Source organism: Halothece sp. PCC 7418, from assembly GCF_000317635.1.
In the GTDB taxonomy this organism is placed as follows: domain Bacteria; phylum Cyanobacteriota; class Cyanobacteriia; order Cyanobacteriales; family Rubidibacteraceae; genus Halothece.
On sequence record NC_019779.1, the window covers coordinates 1,578,893 to 1,596,894 of the forward strand.

General features: G+C 43.2%; 12 protein-coding genes, 1 tRNA gene and 2 pseudogenes. 6 read left to right on the forward strand and 9 right to left on the reverse strand.

Translation table 11 applies throughout. The features are described 5' to 3' along the window. Positions 1 to 2: 2 nt before the first annotated feature. Both PCC7418_RS07150 and PCC7418_RS07155 read right to left on the reverse strand, forming a co-directional pair. On the reverse strand, positions 3 to 1,388 hold the full coding sequence (locus PCC7418_RS07150) for a 2-succinylbenzoate--CoA ligase (protein WP_015225510.1): 1,386 nt from the start codon (positions 1,386 to 1,388) through the stop codon (positions 3 to 5). Positions 1,389 to 1,447: 59 nt separating this feature from the next. Continuing rightward, on the reverse strand, positions 1,448 to 2,002 hold the full coding sequence (locus PCC7418_RS07155) for a hypothetical protein (RefSeq protein ID WP_015225511.1): 555 nt from the start codon (positions 2,000 to 2,002) through the stop codon (positions 1,448 to 1,450). 323 nt (positions 2,003 to 2,325) lie between these two features. Between PCC7418_RS07155 and PCC7418_RS07165 the strand changes: the two genes are divergently transcribed. Together PCC7418_RS07165 and PCC7418_RS20495 are read left to right on the forward strand one after the other, a co-directional pair. Next, entirely contained in the window at positions 2,326 to 2,613 is a 288-nt protein-coding gene (locus PCC7418_RS07165; RefSeq protein WP_015225512.1) for an RNA-binding protein, read from the forward strand. Between the two features lie 95 nt (positions 2,614 to 2,708). Continuing rightward, positions 2,709 to 2,882, forward strand: a complete 174-nt coding sequence (locus tag PCC7418_RS20495; RefSeq protein ID WP_015225513.1) for a hypothetical protein — start codon at positions 2,709 to 2,711, stop codon at positions 2,880 to 2,882. Between the two features lie 569 nt (positions 2,883 to 3,451). Here the strand turns inward: PCC7418_RS20495 and PCC7418_RS07170 are convergent. The 6 genes from PCC7418_RS07170 to PCC7418_RS07195 all read right to left on the reverse strand — a co-directional run bounded on the left by PCC7418_RS07170 (position 3,452) and on the right by PCC7418_RS07195 (position 13,415). Then, on the reverse strand, positions 3,452 to 5,830 hold the full coding sequence (locus tag PCC7418_RS07170) for a phosphoketolase (RefSeq protein WP_015225514.1): 2,379 nt from the start codon (positions 5,828 to 5,830) through the stop codon (positions 3,452 to 3,454). Positions 5,831 to 6,006: 176 nt separating this feature from the next. Further along, a tRNA-Thr gene (locus tag PCC7418_RS07175) sits at positions 6,007 to 6,078 on the reverse strand. 42 nt (positions 6,079 to 6,120) lie between these two features. After that, positions 6,121 to 6,948 (reverse strand): inositol monophosphatase family protein, encoded by an 828-nt coding sequence (locus PCC7418_RS07180; protein WP_015225515.1) that lies wholly within the window; start codon positions 6,946 to 6,948, stop codon positions 6,121 to 6,123. Position 6,949: 1 nt separating this feature from the next. After that, positions 6,950 to 8,452 (reverse strand): BCD family MFS transporter, encoded by a 1,503-nt coding sequence (locus PCC7418_RS07185; protein ID WP_015225516.1) that lies wholly within the window; start codon positions 8,450 to 8,452, stop codon positions 6,950 to 6,952. 133 nt (positions 8,453 to 8,585) lie between these two features. Continuing rightward, positions 8,586 to 11,360, reverse strand: coding sequence for a cation-transporting P-type ATPase (locus PCC7418_RS07190; RefSeq protein WP_015225517.1), 2,775 nt, complete (start codon positions 11,358 to 11,360; stop codon positions 8,586 to 8,588). A 228-nt stretch (positions 11,361 to 11,588) separates the two neighbouring features. Next, the gene (locus PCC7418_RS07195) at positions 11,589 to 13,415 is read right to left on the reverse strand and encodes an ABC transporter ATP-binding protein (protein WP_015225518.1); all 1,827 of its coding nucleotides are present in this window, start codon (positions 13,413 to 13,415) and stop codon (positions 11,589 to 11,591) included. A gap of 148 nt (positions 13,416 to 13,563) precedes the next feature. Between PCC7418_RS07195 and PCC7418_RS07200 the strand changes: the two genes are divergently transcribed. The 4 genes and pseudogenes from PCC7418_RS07200 to PCC7418_RS07215 form a co-directional block, all read left to right on the forward strand. Beyond that, the gene (locus PCC7418_RS07200; protein WP_015225519.1) at positions 13,564 to 14,466 is read left to right on the forward strand and encodes an alpha/beta fold hydrolase; all 903 of its coding nucleotides are present in this window, start codon (positions 13,564 to 13,566) and stop codon (positions 14,464 to 14,466) included. A 19-nt stretch (positions 14,467 to 14,485) separates the two neighbouring features. Next, positions 14,486 to 14,845, forward strand: coding sequence for a 2'-5' RNA ligase family protein (locus PCC7418_RS07205; RefSeq protein ID WP_015225520.1), 360 nt, complete (start codon positions 14,486 to 14,488; stop codon positions 14,843 to 14,845). Positions 14,846 to 15,000: 155 nt separating this feature from the next. Continuing rightward, positions 15,001 to 15,315: pseudogene (locus tag PCC7418_RS07210) on the forward strand (helix-turn-helix domain-containing protein); the annotation flags it as partial. 145 nt (positions 15,316 to 15,460) lie between these two features. After that, positions 15,461 to 16,039 (forward strand): annotated as a pseudogene (locus PCC7418_RS07215) (RNA-guided endonuclease InsQ/TnpB family protein); the annotation flags it as partial. A 38-nt stretch (positions 16,040 to 16,077) separates the two neighbouring features. Here PCC7418_RS07215 and sppA read toward each other — a convergent pair. Then, positions 16,078 to 17,874 carry a signal peptide peptidase SppA gene (gene sppA, locus PCC7418_RS07220; RefSeq protein ID WP_015225521.1) on the reverse strand — a complete coding sequence of 599 codons (1,797 nt, stop codon included), beginning with the start codon at positions 17,872 to 17,874 and terminating at the stop codon, positions 16,078 to 16,080. Between the last annotated feature and the right edge of the window lie 128 nt (positions 17,875 to 18,002).

Below are 18,002 nucleotides of genomic sequence, written 5' to 3' on the forward strand. Positions count from 1 at the left end.
TACTAATAACTATTGATCAGATTTTTGAGTAGGATTGAATTAATTTTACCTTGTTCATTCCGAGGAATAGAAGAAAGCGCAGACCATTGCTTAGGAATTTTATAAGGACTAAGATTTTGTTTTAATTGTTCTTGAATCAGATCAGGAACAAGGGATTGATCTTTAGGAACATAAATTGCACTGACAACTTCTCCCCAATTTTGATCCGTCACTCCCATCACATAAACATCTGTTACCAAACCCGTTGCTAAAATCGCAGCTTCCACTTCATCAGGAAAGACATTTTCGCCACCTGTGATAATTTTCCGACTATTGCGACCGACAATATAAAGATAACCCGCTTCGTCAAAATAACCCAAATCATCCGTTATAAATTGCTTTCGATTCCAGTTAGAATTAGGATGATAACCTAATCCTAAAGATTCACTTTCGATCATAATCTTACCCACTTTTCCTGCTGCTAATGCTTCTCCAAACTCCCCTTGAATGGTAATTTTAGCGTGAGGTAATACCTGTCCAACACTGTTATTTCCCGCCCGAAAATCATCGGGTTGTAAGGTGACAACTTGCGAAGCGGTTTCCGTCATCCCATAAGTTAATGCAATGGGAATTTGATCTTGTCTTGCTGTCTCTAAAAGACTCTCCCAAGACGGCGCACCACCCAGCAAAACCACTTTAAATTGAGATAACCAGTTTCCAGCCCCAAAATTCAGTAATCGTTGCAGTTGAGTGGGAACTAAAGAAATAAAATAATCGTTTGGTGGAATTCTTTCTAATTGACGCAGGATCACTGAATCTTGATTTCGCCAAGCCGTTTCTAATGTTTTATAGGAAGATAGAATTAAATCTCCTCCTGTGAGAAAGGTTCGCATAAATTGCATCAAGCCACTAACATGATGGAGAGGGAGTATGCAAAAACAATTCACTGTTTCTTGCTGAAAATAGTGACAAAATCCTTTCACAGAAGCACTTAATGTTTCCCAAGTATGTTCAACAAAACGAATCTCTCCTGACGATCCGCCTGTGGGAATCATAATTGTTCCTTGTCTTTTCCGATCTCGGAAAGAAGACCTAAATTCTAAACCTGTTTCTTGAATAATGAGATCAGGCTTTACTAACTCTAAAACCTGATTCCATTCTTGTGCTTGCCATTGACTATTTCCTAAATAAATAGTACAGTTTTTTGCCAAAGCAGCCAGAAAATTCGCTAAAAACTGCTCTGAATGACTAGTCTTTACAAGAACAGTTGATCCTTGAGGAACTTGAGAATAAATGTCTAAAGTTCGATTAGCGAGTCTCTTAAAATCATCATCCTGAAATATGTCTTGGATGGTATAGAAAGGAATTTTTTGAATGATATATTCAAAAGTAGGTTGGGCTGCCTTCATCTGATTGATTTTCCCAATAACAAATAACGAATGACAGAGGTTTTATGGAACGTCTCTCCCTAATGACTAATATTTGTTGCTGTCCAAATTGTCCAAGCATCAACTAATAGTAATAACAGGGTAAATCCTAATAAAATTAAATACATCCAAGGTTGTGCTAAAGGGCGAACATCACGGGTATCAATTCCAGTTTTTTCTTCTACCACTTGCACTAAGCGATTAAAACCAGCTACTCGCATCGGGAGAAGGTAAGCGCGATCGCGCCCCGATGTTACAAAATAATACACTAATCCGCCTTGTCCAGTGGTGCGAAGTTTCAGTTGTTCAATGTCTTCCCAAGGGAGTGACCATCCTTTTTGCAGAAAAGAAGGAAACCAGCGAGGGTAGGTAACTGCAATTTGTTTGTCATCGAGAACAACCCTTTGACTCAAGGCCCCGTATAATAAAATCCATCCCACCCCTAAACCGATAACGAATAGAGAAACAGGAATAGAAACGGGAGTAATCCTTGCTAAAAAGGGAAGGGGAACTGTTAAAGCGATATAGAGACTGAGTAGTGTCATCCGAATTAACGGAGAAATGCGAAAGGTCAGGATAGATTGAGAAGCGGTCATCTGATCAGTATAAAATTCATTATCATCTCTATTAAGGTAACAATTTATTAACAATTCCCAAAGTTATCCCCTGAAAAAACTTAAGGTTATCTTTACATTGATGAGATTGCACTTCCCAAGAAGAATTGAGACCGAACCTTTTCTTGAAAGGATAAAACTTATTGCTGTTTTCACAAGAGACTGCTAAAATTAGATTCGAGTATATAGATCGGTGACTACGTTTGGTTTCAGTATTGATAGTTTTTTTCCAGCTTCGTATTGACAGACTCTCTCCAAGATCTTGCCTCACTACACTAATATCTGATTGAGGAGAATCTTCATCCATGTCAATTTATGTCGGTAATCTCGACTATTCAGTTACACAAGAAGACCTAGGCGAAGTTTTTGCTGAATACGGCACAGTTAAGCGTGTCTATCTCCCCACTGACCGTGAAACAGGTCGCATGAGAGGGTTTGGTTTTGTTGAAATGTCATCAGAAAGCGAAGAATCCAATGCGATTTCTGAACTTGATGGTGCAGAATGGATGGGTCGGGAGCTCAAAGTTAATCCTGCTCGCCCCCGCGAAAATAAAGGCTCATTTGGCGGTGGTCGTAGAAACAGACGTTTCTAAAATATTGCATTATAGCAACGACGCTTTTAGAGAGCCGATGAGATGTAATCAGGCTTTCTCAGAGCGTCTTTTAATTTGAATTAGGAGGAGTAAGAATGGCCAAACGTCGGAATCAGAAAAAAGAAAAAGCAGCTCGTAATCTTGCTTATGCGCGACAGTTTCGCAAAAAATCCAGTGGAAATTTCCAAAGAGGTCGTCGCTTCTCTGGCGGAAATAATAATTCTAGCAGTAGCAATAAAGAAAGTGATAATAACGGTGCTGCTGATTAATTTCAGGTCAGATCTTCTGAACAAAGCCTAAATTGGTTGTGATCTGAAAGACTGTACCCCGCTTCAATCCCCCCTCCTTTGTAATCTCTTTCTTGATCAATGTTTGCTACAGATTAATCGAGGTGAGGGGGAGAGGAGGGGAAATCAATCATGCGTCATTTATGTGTAGCATGAATGAAGTTCATATTTTTTAGAAAAATAAGGTTAAACTCGCAGCAATGGTTTTGCTTTTGATGCCTTCATGAGAGGGTAGGCAATGCCTACCCTACTACTCACTGTTTCAACAGACCGTTATGAGGAACTTACTCAAACTTGACCATAGCTTCTAAAAGCCTGATAGAGTCTGATGTCCACTTCCTGCTTCCTTTCCATTGGATCTTTCCTAGCAACGTCGGCGTTATCTAGTCCACAGGCTAACACGATGTAACTCACCGCTAAAAATGACTTATTCTTTAACTGTCTTGGTTATCGATCAGTTAAACTTAGCCACCCCACGATTATAGTATTTAATTTGACCAACTAAGTTAAGAAATGGTTAACTTTTAACTTTCTGTTAAAAGCCCTAAATCTTAATAGGGCCATTTCCAATTACGGATTTCTGGCATATCAATCCCGTGTTTGGTCACATATTGATGATGTTCGATTAATTGATCTCGCAGGGCTTGTTTAGCATAAGCAGCAGCATAGCCTAACTTAGGAACACGATCGATCACATCTTCAACTAAATGGAAACGATCTAAATCATTTCGGACGACCATATCAAAGGGGGTTGTAGTTGTCCCTTCTTCTTTGTATCCTCGCACATGAAGATTATGATGATTAGTACGACGATAGGTGAGACGGTGAATCAACCAAGGATAACCATGATAAGCGAAGATAATGGGTTTATCTGTCGTGAAGATCGTATTGAACTCGCTATCAGATAGTCCGTGGGGGTGTTCTTTTTCTGGTTGTAGAGTCATTAAGTCCACCACATTCACCACCCGTACTTTTAAGTCGGGGAACTGTTGACGCAAAATATCGACTGCAGCCAGAGTTTCAAGAGTAGGAACATCACCCGCACAAGCCATCACCACATCAGGTTCACTGCCTTTATCATTACTTGCCCATTCCCAAATGCCAATGCCAGCCGTACAATGTTTAATTGCTGCATCCATATCCAGATATTGTAATTCGGGCTGTTTCCCTGCAACAATTACGTTTACGTAATCTCGGCTACGCAGACAATGATCGGTAACTGATAACAATGTATTCGCATCAGGGGGAAGATAGATGCGAACCACGTCTGCTTTTTTGTTCACAACATGGTCAATAAAACCTGGGTCTTGGTGAGAGAAGCCATTATGGTCTTGTCGCCAAACGTGAGAGGTCAGGAGATAATTAAGAGACGCGATCGGCTGTCGCCAAGGAATTTCATTACGGGTTGTTTTTAACCATTTGGCGTGTTGGTTAAACATGGAATCAATAATATGGATAAACGCCTCATAACAAGAGAAGAAACCATGTCGTCCCGTTAAAAGATACCCTTCTAACCAACCTTGACAAAGGTGTTCACTTAAAACTTCCATCACACGCCCATCTGGAGATAAACTTTCATCTTCAGGGAGACGTTGGGCCATCCAAGTCCGATCCGTCACGTCAAATAAAGCACTTAAACGATTAGACGCGGTTTCATCGGGTCCCATGACGCGGAAAGTGTGGGGGTTATTTTTCATCACATCCCGCAGAAACTCGCCAGAAATACGAGTTGCTTGGGCATAAGTCGTTCCAGGATTACTGACATCCACAGCATAATCGCGGAAATCAGGCATTTTTAACTCTTTCAGGAGAATCCCCCCATTGGCGTGAGGATTTGCCCCCATCCGTCGGTCTCCTTCTGGCGCAAGTTCCGCTAAATCTTGGCGAAATGTGCCATTTTCATCAAAGAGTTCTTCTGGCTTATAACTTTTCATCCACTCTTCTAGCATCGTGATATGGTCTGGGTTATTCGCCATATCCGAAAAGGGAACTTGGTGCGATCGCCAAAAGCCTTCTGTTTTCTTACCATTGACTTCCTTGGGTCCTGTCCAGCCTTTGGGAGTCCGCAGAATAATCATTGGCCATTGGGGACGTTTTGTAAAGCCATTGGTACGGGCTTCTGATTGAATGCTTTTGATTTCTCCTAAGATTGTGTCGAGAGTTCCCGCCATTAACTGGTGCATGGTTTCAGGATCAGACCCTTCTACAAAGTAAGGTTTGTAACCATATCCCACAAATAGGCTTTCCAGTTCTTTATCATCGAGGCGGGAAAGAACTGTTGGATTGGCAATTTTATAACCGTTGAGGTGTAAGATTGGTAGAACTGCCCCATCATGAACAGGGTTGAGAAATTTATTGGAATGCCAACTTGTCGCAAGGGGTCCAGTTTCAGCTTCTCCGTCGCCAACGACACAAGCAGTGATTAAGTCTGGATTATCAAATACTGCACCATAAGCGTGGGCTAAAGCGTAACCGAGTTCTCCTCCTTCATGAATCGAACCAGGGGTTTCTGGTGCAACGTGAGAGGGAACACCACCTGGAAACGAGAATTGAGTGAAGAGTTTTTTCATTCCTGCTTCATCTGCGGAGATGTTGGGATAAACTTCACTGTACGTTCCTTCGAGATAGGTGTTTGCCACTAAGCCAGGACCGCCATGACCAGGACCTGCAATGTAAATCATGTCGAGATCCTGCTGTTTAATCACCCGATTGAGATGAACGTAAAGAAAGTTTAAGCCTGGTGTCGTTCCCCAGTGACCGAGGAGACGAGGTTTGATCTGCTCTAACTTTAAGGGTTCTTTCAGCAGGGGATTATCATAGAGATAAATTTGCCCGACGGAAAGGTAGTTCGCAGCACGCCAGTAAGCGTGCATCTTCTCCAATTGTTCCTCGGAGAGGGGTTTGTTTTGAGCAATAGTGGCAACTGTCATAGTTGTTTGAGGTGATAGAGGTTGCGATTCAGTTTCATTGTGAATGATGAATTGGGGAGGGAGGGGGGTTTTCTCAGGTTTTCTTTAGTTTTTTGCGAGCGCCTTCTCAACCACAATTGATTGATTAAGGTTGGGTTTCGCTACCTTTGATTGTGAATGTACAGTGAGGAAATGAAAGCCAGCAAGGAGATTTGAACTCCTGACCTACTCATTACGAGTGAGTTGCTCTACCGCTGAGCTATGCTGGCAGGCTGAAAGAATTGCCAACTAATGATTATAACTTACTTCCTTTACTTTTGGGAAGCGATCACGTCTTCTGCTATTGGTTTGACTGCAGGTTGGAATACGGAAGCGAGTTCACTTTGTCCAAGGACTAATGTTGGTAACGGGGTTGTGCCGTAATTAACGCCAGCCTGTAACGGAAAAGCAGAATGGGTCAAGGGAACAAATTTGCCACCAGCCCCTTGCACAATCGCCCACACCGCAGCTAAATCCCAAACTTTCGGAATCGCCTCCACTGCTGCTAAAGCAGCACCACTCGCCACAAGGAGAAAGCTATAGGTACAAACACCAACAATGCGGGTTTTGCAAGGTAAAGGTTGCTGTAAAAAAGGCATACTGCGAACACATAAGCTAAAGAGATGGCTTTGACTCAACTCATCTGGACTGGTTTGAATCCGTTCACCGTTGCGATAAGCCCCATTTTCTCCAGCTAACCCTGATCCCGTTAGCCAAAACCCATGAAACGATTGTTGCAGCACTGGAAAATGAACATAACCAAATACGGGCATTCCGCGATAGAGAAGTCCCATTGAAATTCCCCAAACGGGAATCCCACGGGTAAAGTTCGTTGTGCCATCAATGGGATCGATCACCCAACACCATTCCCGATCTGGAAAAATATGTACAGTTTCTTCCGTCAGTACCCCATGATCGGGAAACTGATGCGCGATCGCGCTGCGAATTTTTTCATCTGCCCACTGATCCGAACTGGTGAGTAACGAACCATCGGGTTTTTGTTGCGCTTGCACTTTCCCAAACTGTTTGATCAGTGTCTCTCCCATCTCTTGAGTGAGAGTTTGGCTAAACACTAAAGCATCTTTTAAAATTTGTTCCATGTTACCCGTCTAAATCCCCTTCCATAACTGTTGCAATGGCTTGATTGGTTGAGGTTTGAAACTCGGAAACATTGACACGATTTAAAAGCGCGATCGCGCCCAACATTCCCAAAGCCTGCAATCCAAATACTAACCCATAAGCCAGCACGGGTGTACTAAACAACACCTTACCAAGATCCAAGACCACACCGCCGATCACGGTAGCTAACGCTCGCGCGAGGGCTTGCGCTAAACCCCAAGCACCAATAAATGTTCCTGCCGTTTCCGCAGCGGTCAAGTCTAACATTAAACTAATCGCACCTGTGGTTGTCAAGCCTGCTGCTAAGCCAAAGAGGAAAACTGCTGATTTCAGCAATAGTGCTTCTTGAGTAAATCCCGATAAAATGATCAGTACAAAACTTCCAGCCACTAACACACATCCCAAGCGCGTGGTGTTTTGTTTTCCCAGACGCGGTGCAATGGTAAAACCGGTACTACTAACACCAATTAAGGTTCCCAATCCCCAAAAGGCATTTAATTGGGTGGTTTGCGAAATGGGTAAATCAAATACTTCTCCGCCATAGGGTTCTAACACCGCTTCCTGCATGAATAAACTAATCGTCATGATAATCAGAAAGCTAAAAAATAACCCTGTTTGTCGGCTCGCGGTTAAAACCCGAATTGCTCGTCCTAAGGTTACACTATCTTCTCGATCAGCCACTGTGGAACGACTGGTGTAGCGAGAATATTTTTTTTCAACGCCCCAAGTGGCTAAAAAAGCTAAACCGAGAACGACTAAGGGAACAATAATAAACAAGCGATTAATCCCTCCTTTTAGGGTTTCTAGTGGCGTTTGAATGACCTTTTCGTTACTCAGTAACAAACTACCGACATTCGCACTCCAAATCACGCCTTCTTGCTGGAGACTTTGCAGGAGAATGCCACCACTAACCCCGCCAATAACAATTCCTACCATTAACATTGACCAAACTGTTCCCACCAGCTTAGAACGATTCTCTTCTTCGGACACATCCACTAGCAGCGCAGCGAAGGGGGTAGAACTGAAACTTAAAGCCAAGCCATAAAAGATAAAAATTAACCCCAGTAAAATAGTAAAAATGAGGGTGTCCCCATTGGCAACCCAGCCTCCTGCGTCTCGGACTGTGTCCCCCAATTGCCACATGACTTGCACCGCTACAAAGGCCGTCAAAGTAAACAACACTGTTCCCACCCAAACATAACCACTGCGATGGAGATTAAAAATGGGTTTCGCATCCGATAACTGTCCGAACCAGACTCTTGCTGGTGCGACAAATTGATGAAGGGCTAAGGTTCCTGCTGCAACGGTTGCTGGAATCCCTAACTCACTGATCATTACTCGATTGAGAACGCCAAGGGTGAGAATAGACATCACACCCAACCCCATTTGAAACAGTCCTAAGCGAAACATTGTCCTGAGTTTCACTTGAGGCTGAGGTGAAGGCGATTCTGGTGTGGAAGAAAGATTGAGATCGCTGGTTGCCATTATGGTTTTTACTCAGAAAAGCCAAGTATTGATGTACAGCAACTTATTTTAACTTAAGCTCATTCCCCCACCTTCGCTTCCGAGGATGAGACCTTTGTCCGTTGGTCAATATTTCTCATTGCAAGGAGACACTCTAATTTTTCTCTTTTCCCCAGCGCGAAGCCTCATCTGAAACGTGATGGGCTTCCCGACCGCCTCCTCGGTGACGAAGTTGACCCAGCACAAGGGGAATTAAGCTGCCACCGAGAATTAATCCCCAGCCTTGTAAACCTGGATTAACCAGTCCCAGCACTGTCGAAATGCCAGGAGTATAAGTAGCGAGCAGTAATAAGCCAGTACAAAGTCCCAAAGCAGCCCAAATATAAGGATTGACCGTGATTTCATTCTGGAATAAGCCCGAGTCCGCATCGCGCATATTGAAAACGTGCCACAAGCGACCAAAGGCTAAGGTGAGAAAGGAGATGGTCACCGCTTGCTCTCGGGGAAGTGCTAAAACTTGCAGCGCGATCGCGAAAATGCCTAAAAGTGTACTGGCAATAATCAGGCCATACCAGCCAATCATTACCCAGTAGTGATGAGTCAAAAGGGGTTCTCTCGGATCCCGAGGTGGACGCTGCATAATCTTCGCATCCCCTTCTCCCGCCCCTAAAGCAAGAGCCGGAAAAACATCATTCACGGCGTTGAGAAAAAGAATCTGTAGAGGGAGAATCGGGAGAGGTGCGCCCAGGAAGGAGGCAATGGCAACGGCGATAATTTCCCCCACGTTACCAGAGAGGAGATACAGGGTAAATTTACGAATATTATTAAAGATCGTGCGCCCTTGGGCGATGGCAATCACAATCGTAGAAAACGCATCATCTTGCAGTACCATGTCGGCCGATTCTTTTGCTACTTGTGTCCCGCGATTGCCCATAGCAATGCCAATATCGGCTTTTTTAAGGGCGGGTGCATCGTTGATCCCGTCTCCTGTCATAGCAATGATGGCTTGATGTCTTTGATGCAAAGCAATCAGGTTTAGCTTTTGTTCGGGAGTAACACGGGCAAAAATGGGCACTTGCAGCAACTGTTGTTGCTCCGATGCCGAAAGTTGGTCAAGATGGTCTAGTGCTTCTCCTTGTCGAACTTGGGTGGTTTCCTCAGAAATTAGCCCCACAGCAAGACCAATCTTCCGCGCGGTTACGGGTTGGTCTCCAGTTAACATAATGACCCGAATGCCCGCTTGATGACAATCTTGAATCGCTTGTTTGACAGCAAGTCGCGGTGGATCAAGTAACCCCCCGAGCCCGAGCCAAACCAAATTTTCATAAGGATCACTCTCTGCCTCATCAACGATTTTGTAGGCAAACCCTAAAACCCGTAATCCGTCTGCTGCCATGTCATGACACCGATCGCGCCACTGTTTGCGAATTTTATGGCTCAGAGGCTGTTGTTCTTGATCCATCAAGTAATGAGAACACAAGGGAAGCACAGTTTCTAACGCGCCTTTGACGGCAACTAAATAAGACCCTTCTAAACTTTCGCTAGCGAATGGATGAGCCCAATCATCGGCTTGATGAATAGTTGCCATACGCTTACTCTCAGAATCGAAGGCCACCTCGCGCACTTCCGGCAAATCCTGCAATAATTGATGTCGATCGAGCCCTGCTTTTGCCCCGGCAACTAAAAGAGCAATTTCAGTGGGGTCACCAATCAGCGTTTCTTTGTCAGTTCCATCTGGTAACGTTGCATTATTACAAAGAACCGCAACCATGAGTAAGGCTTGCAGAGTGTTTTGCTGATGGGGATCAATTTGATTCTGGTCAGAAAAAAACTCTCCTTCCAAAGAGAGTCCTTGACCGGTGAGTTCAACATCCCGATCGGCTAAGGCGATTTGAGTCAAAGTCATGCGGTTTTCTGTCAGTGTCCCCGTTTTGTCAGTACAGATAATGTTCGTTGCGCCAAGGGTTTCTACCGCAGAGAGGCGATTCATGAGAGCGTTGCGTTTTGCCATGCGCCACATTCCTCGCGCCAACGCCACTGTCGCCACAATGGGTAGCCCTTCTGGGATGACAGCTACAGCCAGCGCGATCGCGGTTTCCACCATCAGTAATAATTCTTGTCCCCCTAAAATACCAGAAACGGCGACAAAAACCGCTAACACTAAGGTTAACCCAATTAATCGCTGACTAAGCTGTTCGAGGCGTTTTTCTAAGGGAGTCACCTCCGCTTCCGCTTCTGCCATCAATTTGGAGATTTTCCCCAATTCCGTGCCCATCCCAGTGGCAATCACCACGCCTGTTCCACTCCCACGAGTCACGGCGCTCCCTTTGAACAAGAGATTTTTTTGTTCGGCTAAGGGTAAATTGGCTTCAAGAGGGGCAATGCTTTTACTCACGGGAACCGATTCCCCAGTCAATGCCGATTCATCTGCTTGCAGTTTTGAGCATTCCAAGACGCGCAAATCAGCAGGAACTAGATCCCCCCCTTCCAGTAAAATAATATCTCCTGGAACCAGTTCCTCTGTCTTCACGGATGAGACGCGACCATTGCGTCGCACTGTGGTATAGGTTTGACTGAGCTTCTGGAGAGCTTCCATGGAGCGTACGGCTTTGATTTCAGTGATAAAGCCAATGCCTGCATTCAGCGCGATCGCGATCAGAATGGCAATCCCTTCGATCCATTCGCGAAAGGCAAAGGAGAGAATTGCTGCAATCCCTAACAGTCCGATAATGGGGCTTTTAAATTGATCGACAAAAATTTGCCAAGAGGTTCTTCCCTTGACTTTTTGCAGTTGATTGAGACCGTAGGTTTGTTGCCGTTTTTCCACTTGCGCGATCGTCAATCCTTGGTTAGCATCCACAGAGAGGCTTGCTAAAACTTCTTTGATCGCTTGAGCACTGGCTTGACGGGGTTTTCTCTCAATATCCAACCTAAGCCTCCCTTCGGATTGACCGGAAATGATGTTGCTAATCTCATCCTACAGGGAAATAATGAGAGAGCGTTGGGTTTGAACCCCGTGGACGGTCGCCAACAGTCTAATGACAAGACAATGCAATTGCATTACCTTCCCATCTGGATGCGCTTATCGCAAAGTTAATGATCTCATGCCACTTTTCTAAAGCAGGGCTTGTGGGGGATTAGAGCTTTTTTTCTCACCTTAGGCTTGTCCCATCATTTGTAACTCATATAAACTCGAATACAATCCCCCTTCTGCAATCAATTCATCATGAGTTCCCGACTCCACTAATTCTCCTTGTTTTAAGACTAAAATTCGATCAACATCGCGAATCGTGGAGAGACGATGGGCGATAATAATCGCAGTCCGTTCTTCTAATAAATGACTAAGGGCAGTTTGCACTAATGCTTCTGTTCCCACGTCTAAACTTGCGGTAGCTTCATCTAACACTAAAACCCTCGGATCGCGAATTGCTACTCGCGCAAATGCTAATAATTGTCTCTGACCACCAGATAGATTATTTCCTCGTTCTCTTAAAGCGGTGCTGTAACCTTGAGGAAGTTCCTCAATAAAGCGATTAAAATTGGTCATTTCTGCTGCTTTTTTGACCGTTTCAAAAGGATAATCTTCACCGAGGGTAATATTATCTTTGACATCGCCAGCAAAGAGAAAATTTTCTTGCAAAATCACACCAATATGACGACGTAATTCTTTTTGGGGTAATTCTCTAATATCAATACCATCCACAAGAATGCGACCTGCCGTGGGTTCATAAAGGCGACAAAGTAAACGAATAATTGAGCTTTTTCCCGCACCCGTTGGCCCCACTAGCGCAACTTTTTCCCCTGGTTTAATAACAAAATCGAGATCTTTCAACACTGGCTCATCTTTTTTATAGGCAAAGGAAACCTTCTCAAAGCGAATTTCTCCTTTCACACTTTCTGATTGATTCGCTGTTGATAGTTGTTTTTGTTGATGTTGTTCTGGATCTTGAATTTCAATGGGTTCATTTAATAACTCAATCACCCGTTCTACGCCAGTAAAACCCGTTTGCAGCAGGGTAAATTTCTCAGCAAATTGTCTCAGGGGTTCAAATAACCGTTGGGCGTATAGAATAAATGCAGACAGCGTACCAAAGTTTAAATTATCTCCTAAAACTAAGACTCCGCCTAATCCTAAAACTCCCGCGATCGCGATCAGAGCAATCCATTCTAAAGTTGCAGAAACCGCTGATTCATAAAAAATGGTTTGCTGAATTTCTTTGAGATAACGCTGATTAATTTTCCGAAACAGATCATTATTAAACCGTTCTCTACGGAATAATTGAACAATATTAATTCCTGCTACATTTTCCTGTAACATGGAATTCAGGCTTGATAATTCTTCCCGAGAGCGATAGTTTGCGTTCCGATATTGTCGTTGGAAATAAATAATTAACCCTGTAATCGGGAAAAACATGATAACCAGTAGCGTTGCTAACTGCCACTGGATTGTAAAAATGGTAATTGTAATGACAATAATATAAACAATATCGCTAATAATTCCCACCGCACCAGTGGAAAAAACATTACCAATTGCTTCCACATCACTGGTCAGACGAGTTACCAAACGTCCGACAGGAGTCCGATCAAAAAATTTAGCGGAAAGGGCAGTGAAATGATTAAATAAATCATTGCGAATGTTAGCCGTCATTTCCTGTCCGACTCGTTGAACTAAATAACCTTGCAAGGAGTTAAAAGCGAGTCGAATGACAATCGTTACAAACAAGAGTCCTGTTAGAAGATTTAAGCCTTGAGTTAATGACATTCCTTCTAAAAATGACCAAGTTTTTTCATCCTTTAAAAAGGAAACAGCTTGTCCGATAATTAAAGGTTGGATTGCTCCTGCAATTGCTAACGGAATCAGGAGACTAAATGAAGTCATGAGGAGGACTTTATTCCGCGTTGCATAAGGTGCAAGGCGTAACAGGAGTCGCCAGTCATTTTCTTTTGGGCGCTTATGGTCTTCAATACTTGCAGATGCGGTCATTATGATTCTTGATTTTCCCAGTCCTTTTTAAGATAACACTGCTTGTTTACTAGCAATTTTCCAGCAGAGGAGTCTGAAAACACAACACTCCTGCGAGAGAAAGGGGGCTGAGGGTTAAAATACAAGTTGAAGTTATTCATCATCATCAATGACCTCTCGTAAGTTATCTCCTTTTATTCCCTCTCTTGCGGAAAAACTCACGGAAGACACCTCTTCTAATCTGGTTGCAAACATCCAACAGATCGCTTTAGACACGGATTTGGCTTACCATCCGATTCAGACCACTTATGTACGACAAGGAGAAGGAGAATTACCCCTCTTGTTTCTCCATGGCTTTGATAGTTCTTTGATGGAATTTCGTCGCATTCTTCTTCAAGTGTCTCCGACGACAGAAACTTGGGCGGTGGATTTTTTTGGGTTTGGTTTAACGGATCGTCCTCAAGAGATTGCAGTGACACCAGAAGCGATTAAAAGCCATTTATATGCGTTTTGGAAGCAAGTTATTCAACGTCCGATGGTTTTATCGGGGGCTTCTATGGGGGGTGCAGTTGCGATTGATTTCGCGCTTACCTATCCGGAAACGGTTGAACAATTAATTTTACTGGATAGTGCAGGTTTTGCGGGGGGACCGGCGATGGGAAAGTTAATGATTCCCCCTTTAGATCGCTTAGCGACTGGCTTTTTAAGTAATACGACAGTGCGACAAAAAATTAGTGAGAATGCGTATTACGATCGCAGCTTTGCCAGTGAAGATGCGTTGACTTGTTCCATGTTACATCTGGCTCATCCTAATTGGTCACGGGCGTTAATTTCATTTACGAAAAGTGGTGGTTATAATTTTTTAAGCAACAGAATTAAGGAGATTAGACAACCGACTTTAATCATTTGGGGTGAACAAGATAAGATCTTGGGAACAAAAGATGCCAAACGTTTTGAAGAGACCATTGAAAATAGTCAACTGGTTTGGATTCCAGAATCGGGTCATGTTCCTCATTTAGAAAAACCTGAGTTAACTGGAGAAGCGATCCGCAATTTTTTAGTGTCGTTGTAGAATAGAAAAAGAGAAAATTGTGAGTCAAAAAAAACTGTGTTTCGTCGCCCTCCTTCCTCCTGAAAATATACAAACCGAAGCCAATGCAATTAAAGATCATTTTGCAGACGTTTATGAGAGTTCTCACGCCAAAAAATCCCCGCCCCACATTACATTGCAACCCCCTTTTAAGTGGGAAATTGACCAATTAACAGCCCTTAAAACCACATTAGAAACATTTTCCCATAACCAAGCACCAATTCCAATTACTCTATCGGGCTTCGGTGCATTTCCCCCGCGAGTTATTTATATTCATGTAGAAAAAACTCCCGAATTGCTAGCAATCCAGAAATCTCTTATCTTAATGCGACGAGAAGACCCCCGTTATACCAGAGGTTAACGGGAAGACGTATAAACATCTGAGGAGACCTCAGATGACAGCCCCTCATGAATCGTAGCCAAATTAAAAAAGCGCGAAAGCGCATCCATAACTTAGCACCTTGTCACATTCTACTAAGCAACCTATAATAAGGCTATGCTTGAACAACTTGGTCAATGCTCACACTAAACTACCGATACCGTATCTATCCCAACAAACAGCAGGAAGAAACTCTCACGGAGATTCTTGAAATCTGCCGTAGTGCGTATAACTATGCTTTGCGGGAGATTAAAGATTGGTGTGGTAGTCGAAAATGTAGTATTGACCGATGCAGCTTAGTCTCAGAATATATCATTCCCGCCGATGAAAAATTTCCCAGTGAGTTAAAGCAACTCAACGCACTTCCCAAAGCGAAGAAACAATTCCCAAAATTAAAGAAAGTCCCATCTCAAGTCTTGCAGCAAACAATCAAGCAGCTACATAGAGCATTTGTTCTTTGTTCTTTGTTCTTCGTTCTTTGTTATTTTGTTCTTTGTTGGCTGTTAATCAATGAACCATGAACCACGAACCACGAACCACGAACCATGAACCATGAACCATGAACCATGAACATCCACCGACTCACTTTTTTTCAAGACCATGCAAAGGAAGCTGGGATTGCTCCAACGCAGATTGAGTCGGAAAAAGAGAGGGTCTAAAAACTACCATAAGCAGAGACTTAAAGTAGCACGACTGCACCACAAAATTGATAACGCCAGAAAAAACTTCCACTACCAAACCGCACACCGACTGTGCAATCAAGCAGAGATGATTTTTGTCGAAGACTTAGATTTTCGCATGACTGCCAAAGGGATGTTTGGCAAGCAGATGCTAGATGCAGGGTTTGGACAATTCCGACAAATTCTCAAAGAAGTGTGTTGGAAGCGGGGAAAGTATTTCGCAGAAGTGGAGGCAAAAGGAAGCACCCAAACTTGTCCAAGATGCAGCACTCATGTTGGGAAAGATCTCAGTGTAAGGATTCATGAATGTCCTGAGTGTAACTTAGTCGCGGACAGGGATGTGGCTGCTGCTTGTGTGCTACGAAATCGAGGAATCGAAAAGATAAATAGTACCGTCGGACAGATGGGAATCAAAAGGCCTAGGCAATCGGGCTGTCGGGAGACTGGAATCCCAGTCTTAGATCAGTGGTGTAATCCCATTCATGGGAATAACTAGGAAGCCCCCGCTAAACTTCGTTATAGCGGGGGAGGATGTCACTCTACCCAAAATTCAAAGGGAAGGCGAGCATAGGCTTGGTTGGGGTCATTAAGGAGACGAAACTCTTCCCAGGCAGCACGGAGTTTGTCTAAACGGCTATTAAAGATGTGATCTGAACTGGGAGTTAGGCGCGTGTTTCCTGTGAAACGTTTTAAGAATTGTTCCTCAAAAAGATTGGTTTTTGGATATTGTTGCAGTTCCCAGTCATCCCCTAATTCTGATGCTTGGGCTGCGTGCGCGATCGCGCTTTCTAAACCCCCTAATTCATCCACTAACCCGATCTCTTTTGCATCTTCTCCTGACCAAACGCGACCTTGTGCAATTTTTGCCACTTCTTCTTTCGGGAGATCTCTAGCGGTTGATACTTTTGCCAAAAACTCGTCATAAATCTGATCAACGACATCTTGATAAACTGCTAATTCTTGCTCAGTTTTCGGGCGAGAAATGGTATTTAATCCCGCTAAATCTCCTGTTGCAACATCATCCCATGTAATACCATTTTCATTAGCAATTTCTTGAATATTGGGTAACACGCCAAACACACCAATTGAACCTGTTATTGTATTCGGTTGGGCAAAAATCCGATTTCCTCCTAAAGCAATCCAATACCCCCCTGATGCAGCAACATTTCCCATAGAGATAATCACGGGTTTTTTGTCTCGCGTTAATTTTAATTCTCGTAAAATGACATCGGATGCGGTTGCACTTCCCCCAGGACTATTAATGCGTAAAACAACCGCTTTTACCTCCTCATCTTCTCGTAGTTTTCGGATTTGTTGACTCACGCGATCGCTGCCAATATTATCTAACGCTCCTTCGCCATTAACAATACTGCCTTGGGCATAAAGAACAGCTATTTTATTATCAGAAATGGTTTCTGCTGCATCCTCTTTTTTGACCTCACTATACCGCGCGATCGAAATATTGGGAAAAGCCTCTTCCTCTTCTGCATTTCCGCTTAAAGATTCCAGTTGTTTGTTCACCTCATCTTCATGAGCAATCCGATCCACTAATCCCAATTCTTGCGCTTGTTTTGCTAATAACAATCCTTCTTGATCAACAATTTGTTGTAAATCAGCAACGCTGATATTTCTGGCTTCTCCAACACTGCTTAAAAATTCACCCCAAAGATCCTCTAAAAGGGCGGTTGTTTGTTCTCTATTTTCTTGACTAAAATCTTGACGAATAAAAGGTTCAACGGCTGACTTATATTCTCCCACGCGAACAATCTGAATACCAATCCCATATTTTTCAAACGCACCAGCAAAAAACGTTTGTTCAGACCGTAACCCATTAATTTCTAAATTTCCCAGTGGATTTAAAATAATTTCATCCGCAACTGAGGCAAGATAATATTCTCTTTCACTTAAGGTAAGATCATAAGCAATTACCTTTTTCCCACTCGCCTTAAAATCAGCCAATCCCTGACGAATTTCTTTTAACACTGCATAACCTGTTGCATTTTGTCCTTTGCTTCCATCGAGTAAAATGCCTTTAATTTTATTATCTGTTTCTGCTTTGTCTAAGGAATCTAAAACTTTTTGTACAGTCAAAGGACGAACTTCATCTTCTAATAAACTTTCAGCAAAACTGAGAGGCGGATTCGTATCTTGAATCGGTTTAGACAGATCAAAAACGAGGATAGAATCAGAAGTAAGTTGTGGTTCTTGGGCTCGGTTTCCTACCAGTAATAAGAGAACAAATAAACTGGTTGTTCCAACAATAGAAAATAAAACTAATCCGAGAAAACTTCCCACGAGGGTAGCGACAAGTTGCTTAAAAAAATTACGCATAATAAATCGTTATCTATAATTGATACCGTTTCTAAAAAGTTAAGTTACAGTTTATCCCCCCTTAGCCCCCCTTATTAAGGGAATCCCCCCTAACCTCCTCACGCTTGGCTCCGGCTTCGCAAGGGGGG

What these genes read in the sequence shown, in the direction of transcription:
- sppA (WP_015225521.1), bottom strand. Translation starts at nt 17,874, where the DNA reads ATGCGTAATTTTTTTAAGCAACTTGTCGCTACCCTCGTGGGAAGTTTT.
- PCC7418_RS07200 (WP_015225519.1), top strand. Translation starts at nt 13,564, where the DNA reads ATGACCTCTCGTAAGTTATCTCCTTTTATTCCCTCTCTTGCGGAAAAA.
- PCC7418_RS07180 (WP_015225515.1), bottom strand. Translation starts at nt 6,948, where the DNA reads ATGGAACAAATTTTAAAAGATGCTTTAGTGTTTAGCCAAACTCTCACT.
- PCC7418_RS07195 (WP_015225518.1), bottom strand. Translation starts at nt 13,415, where the DNA reads ATGACCGCATCTGCAAGTATTGAAGACCATAAGCGCCCAAAAGAAAAT.
- PCC7418_RS07165 (WP_015225512.1), top strand. Translation starts at nt 2,326, where the DNA reads ATGTCAATTTATGTCGGTAATCTCGACTATTCAGTTACACAAGAAGAC.
- PCC7418_RS07170 (WP_015225514.1), bottom strand. Translation starts at nt 5,830, where the DNA reads ATGACAGTTGCCACTATTGCTCAAAACAAACCCCTCTCCGAGGAACAA.
- PCC7418_RS20495 (WP_015225513.1), top strand. Translation starts at nt 2,709, where the DNA reads ATGGCCAAACGTCGGAATCAGAAAAAAGAAAAAGCAGCTCGTAATCTT.
- PCC7418_RS07155 (WP_015225511.1), bottom strand. Translation starts at nt 2,002, where the DNA reads ATGACCGCTTCTCAATCTATCCTGACCTTTCGCATTTCTCCGTTAATT.
- PCC7418_RS07185 (WP_015225516.1), bottom strand. Translation starts at nt 8,452, where the DNA reads ATGGCAACCAGCGATCTCAATCTTTCTTCCACACCAGAATCGCCTTCA.
- PCC7418_RS07150 (WP_015225510.1), bottom strand. Translation starts at nt 1,388, where the DNA reads ATGAAGGCAGCCCAACCTACTTTTGAATATATCATTCAAAAAATTCCT.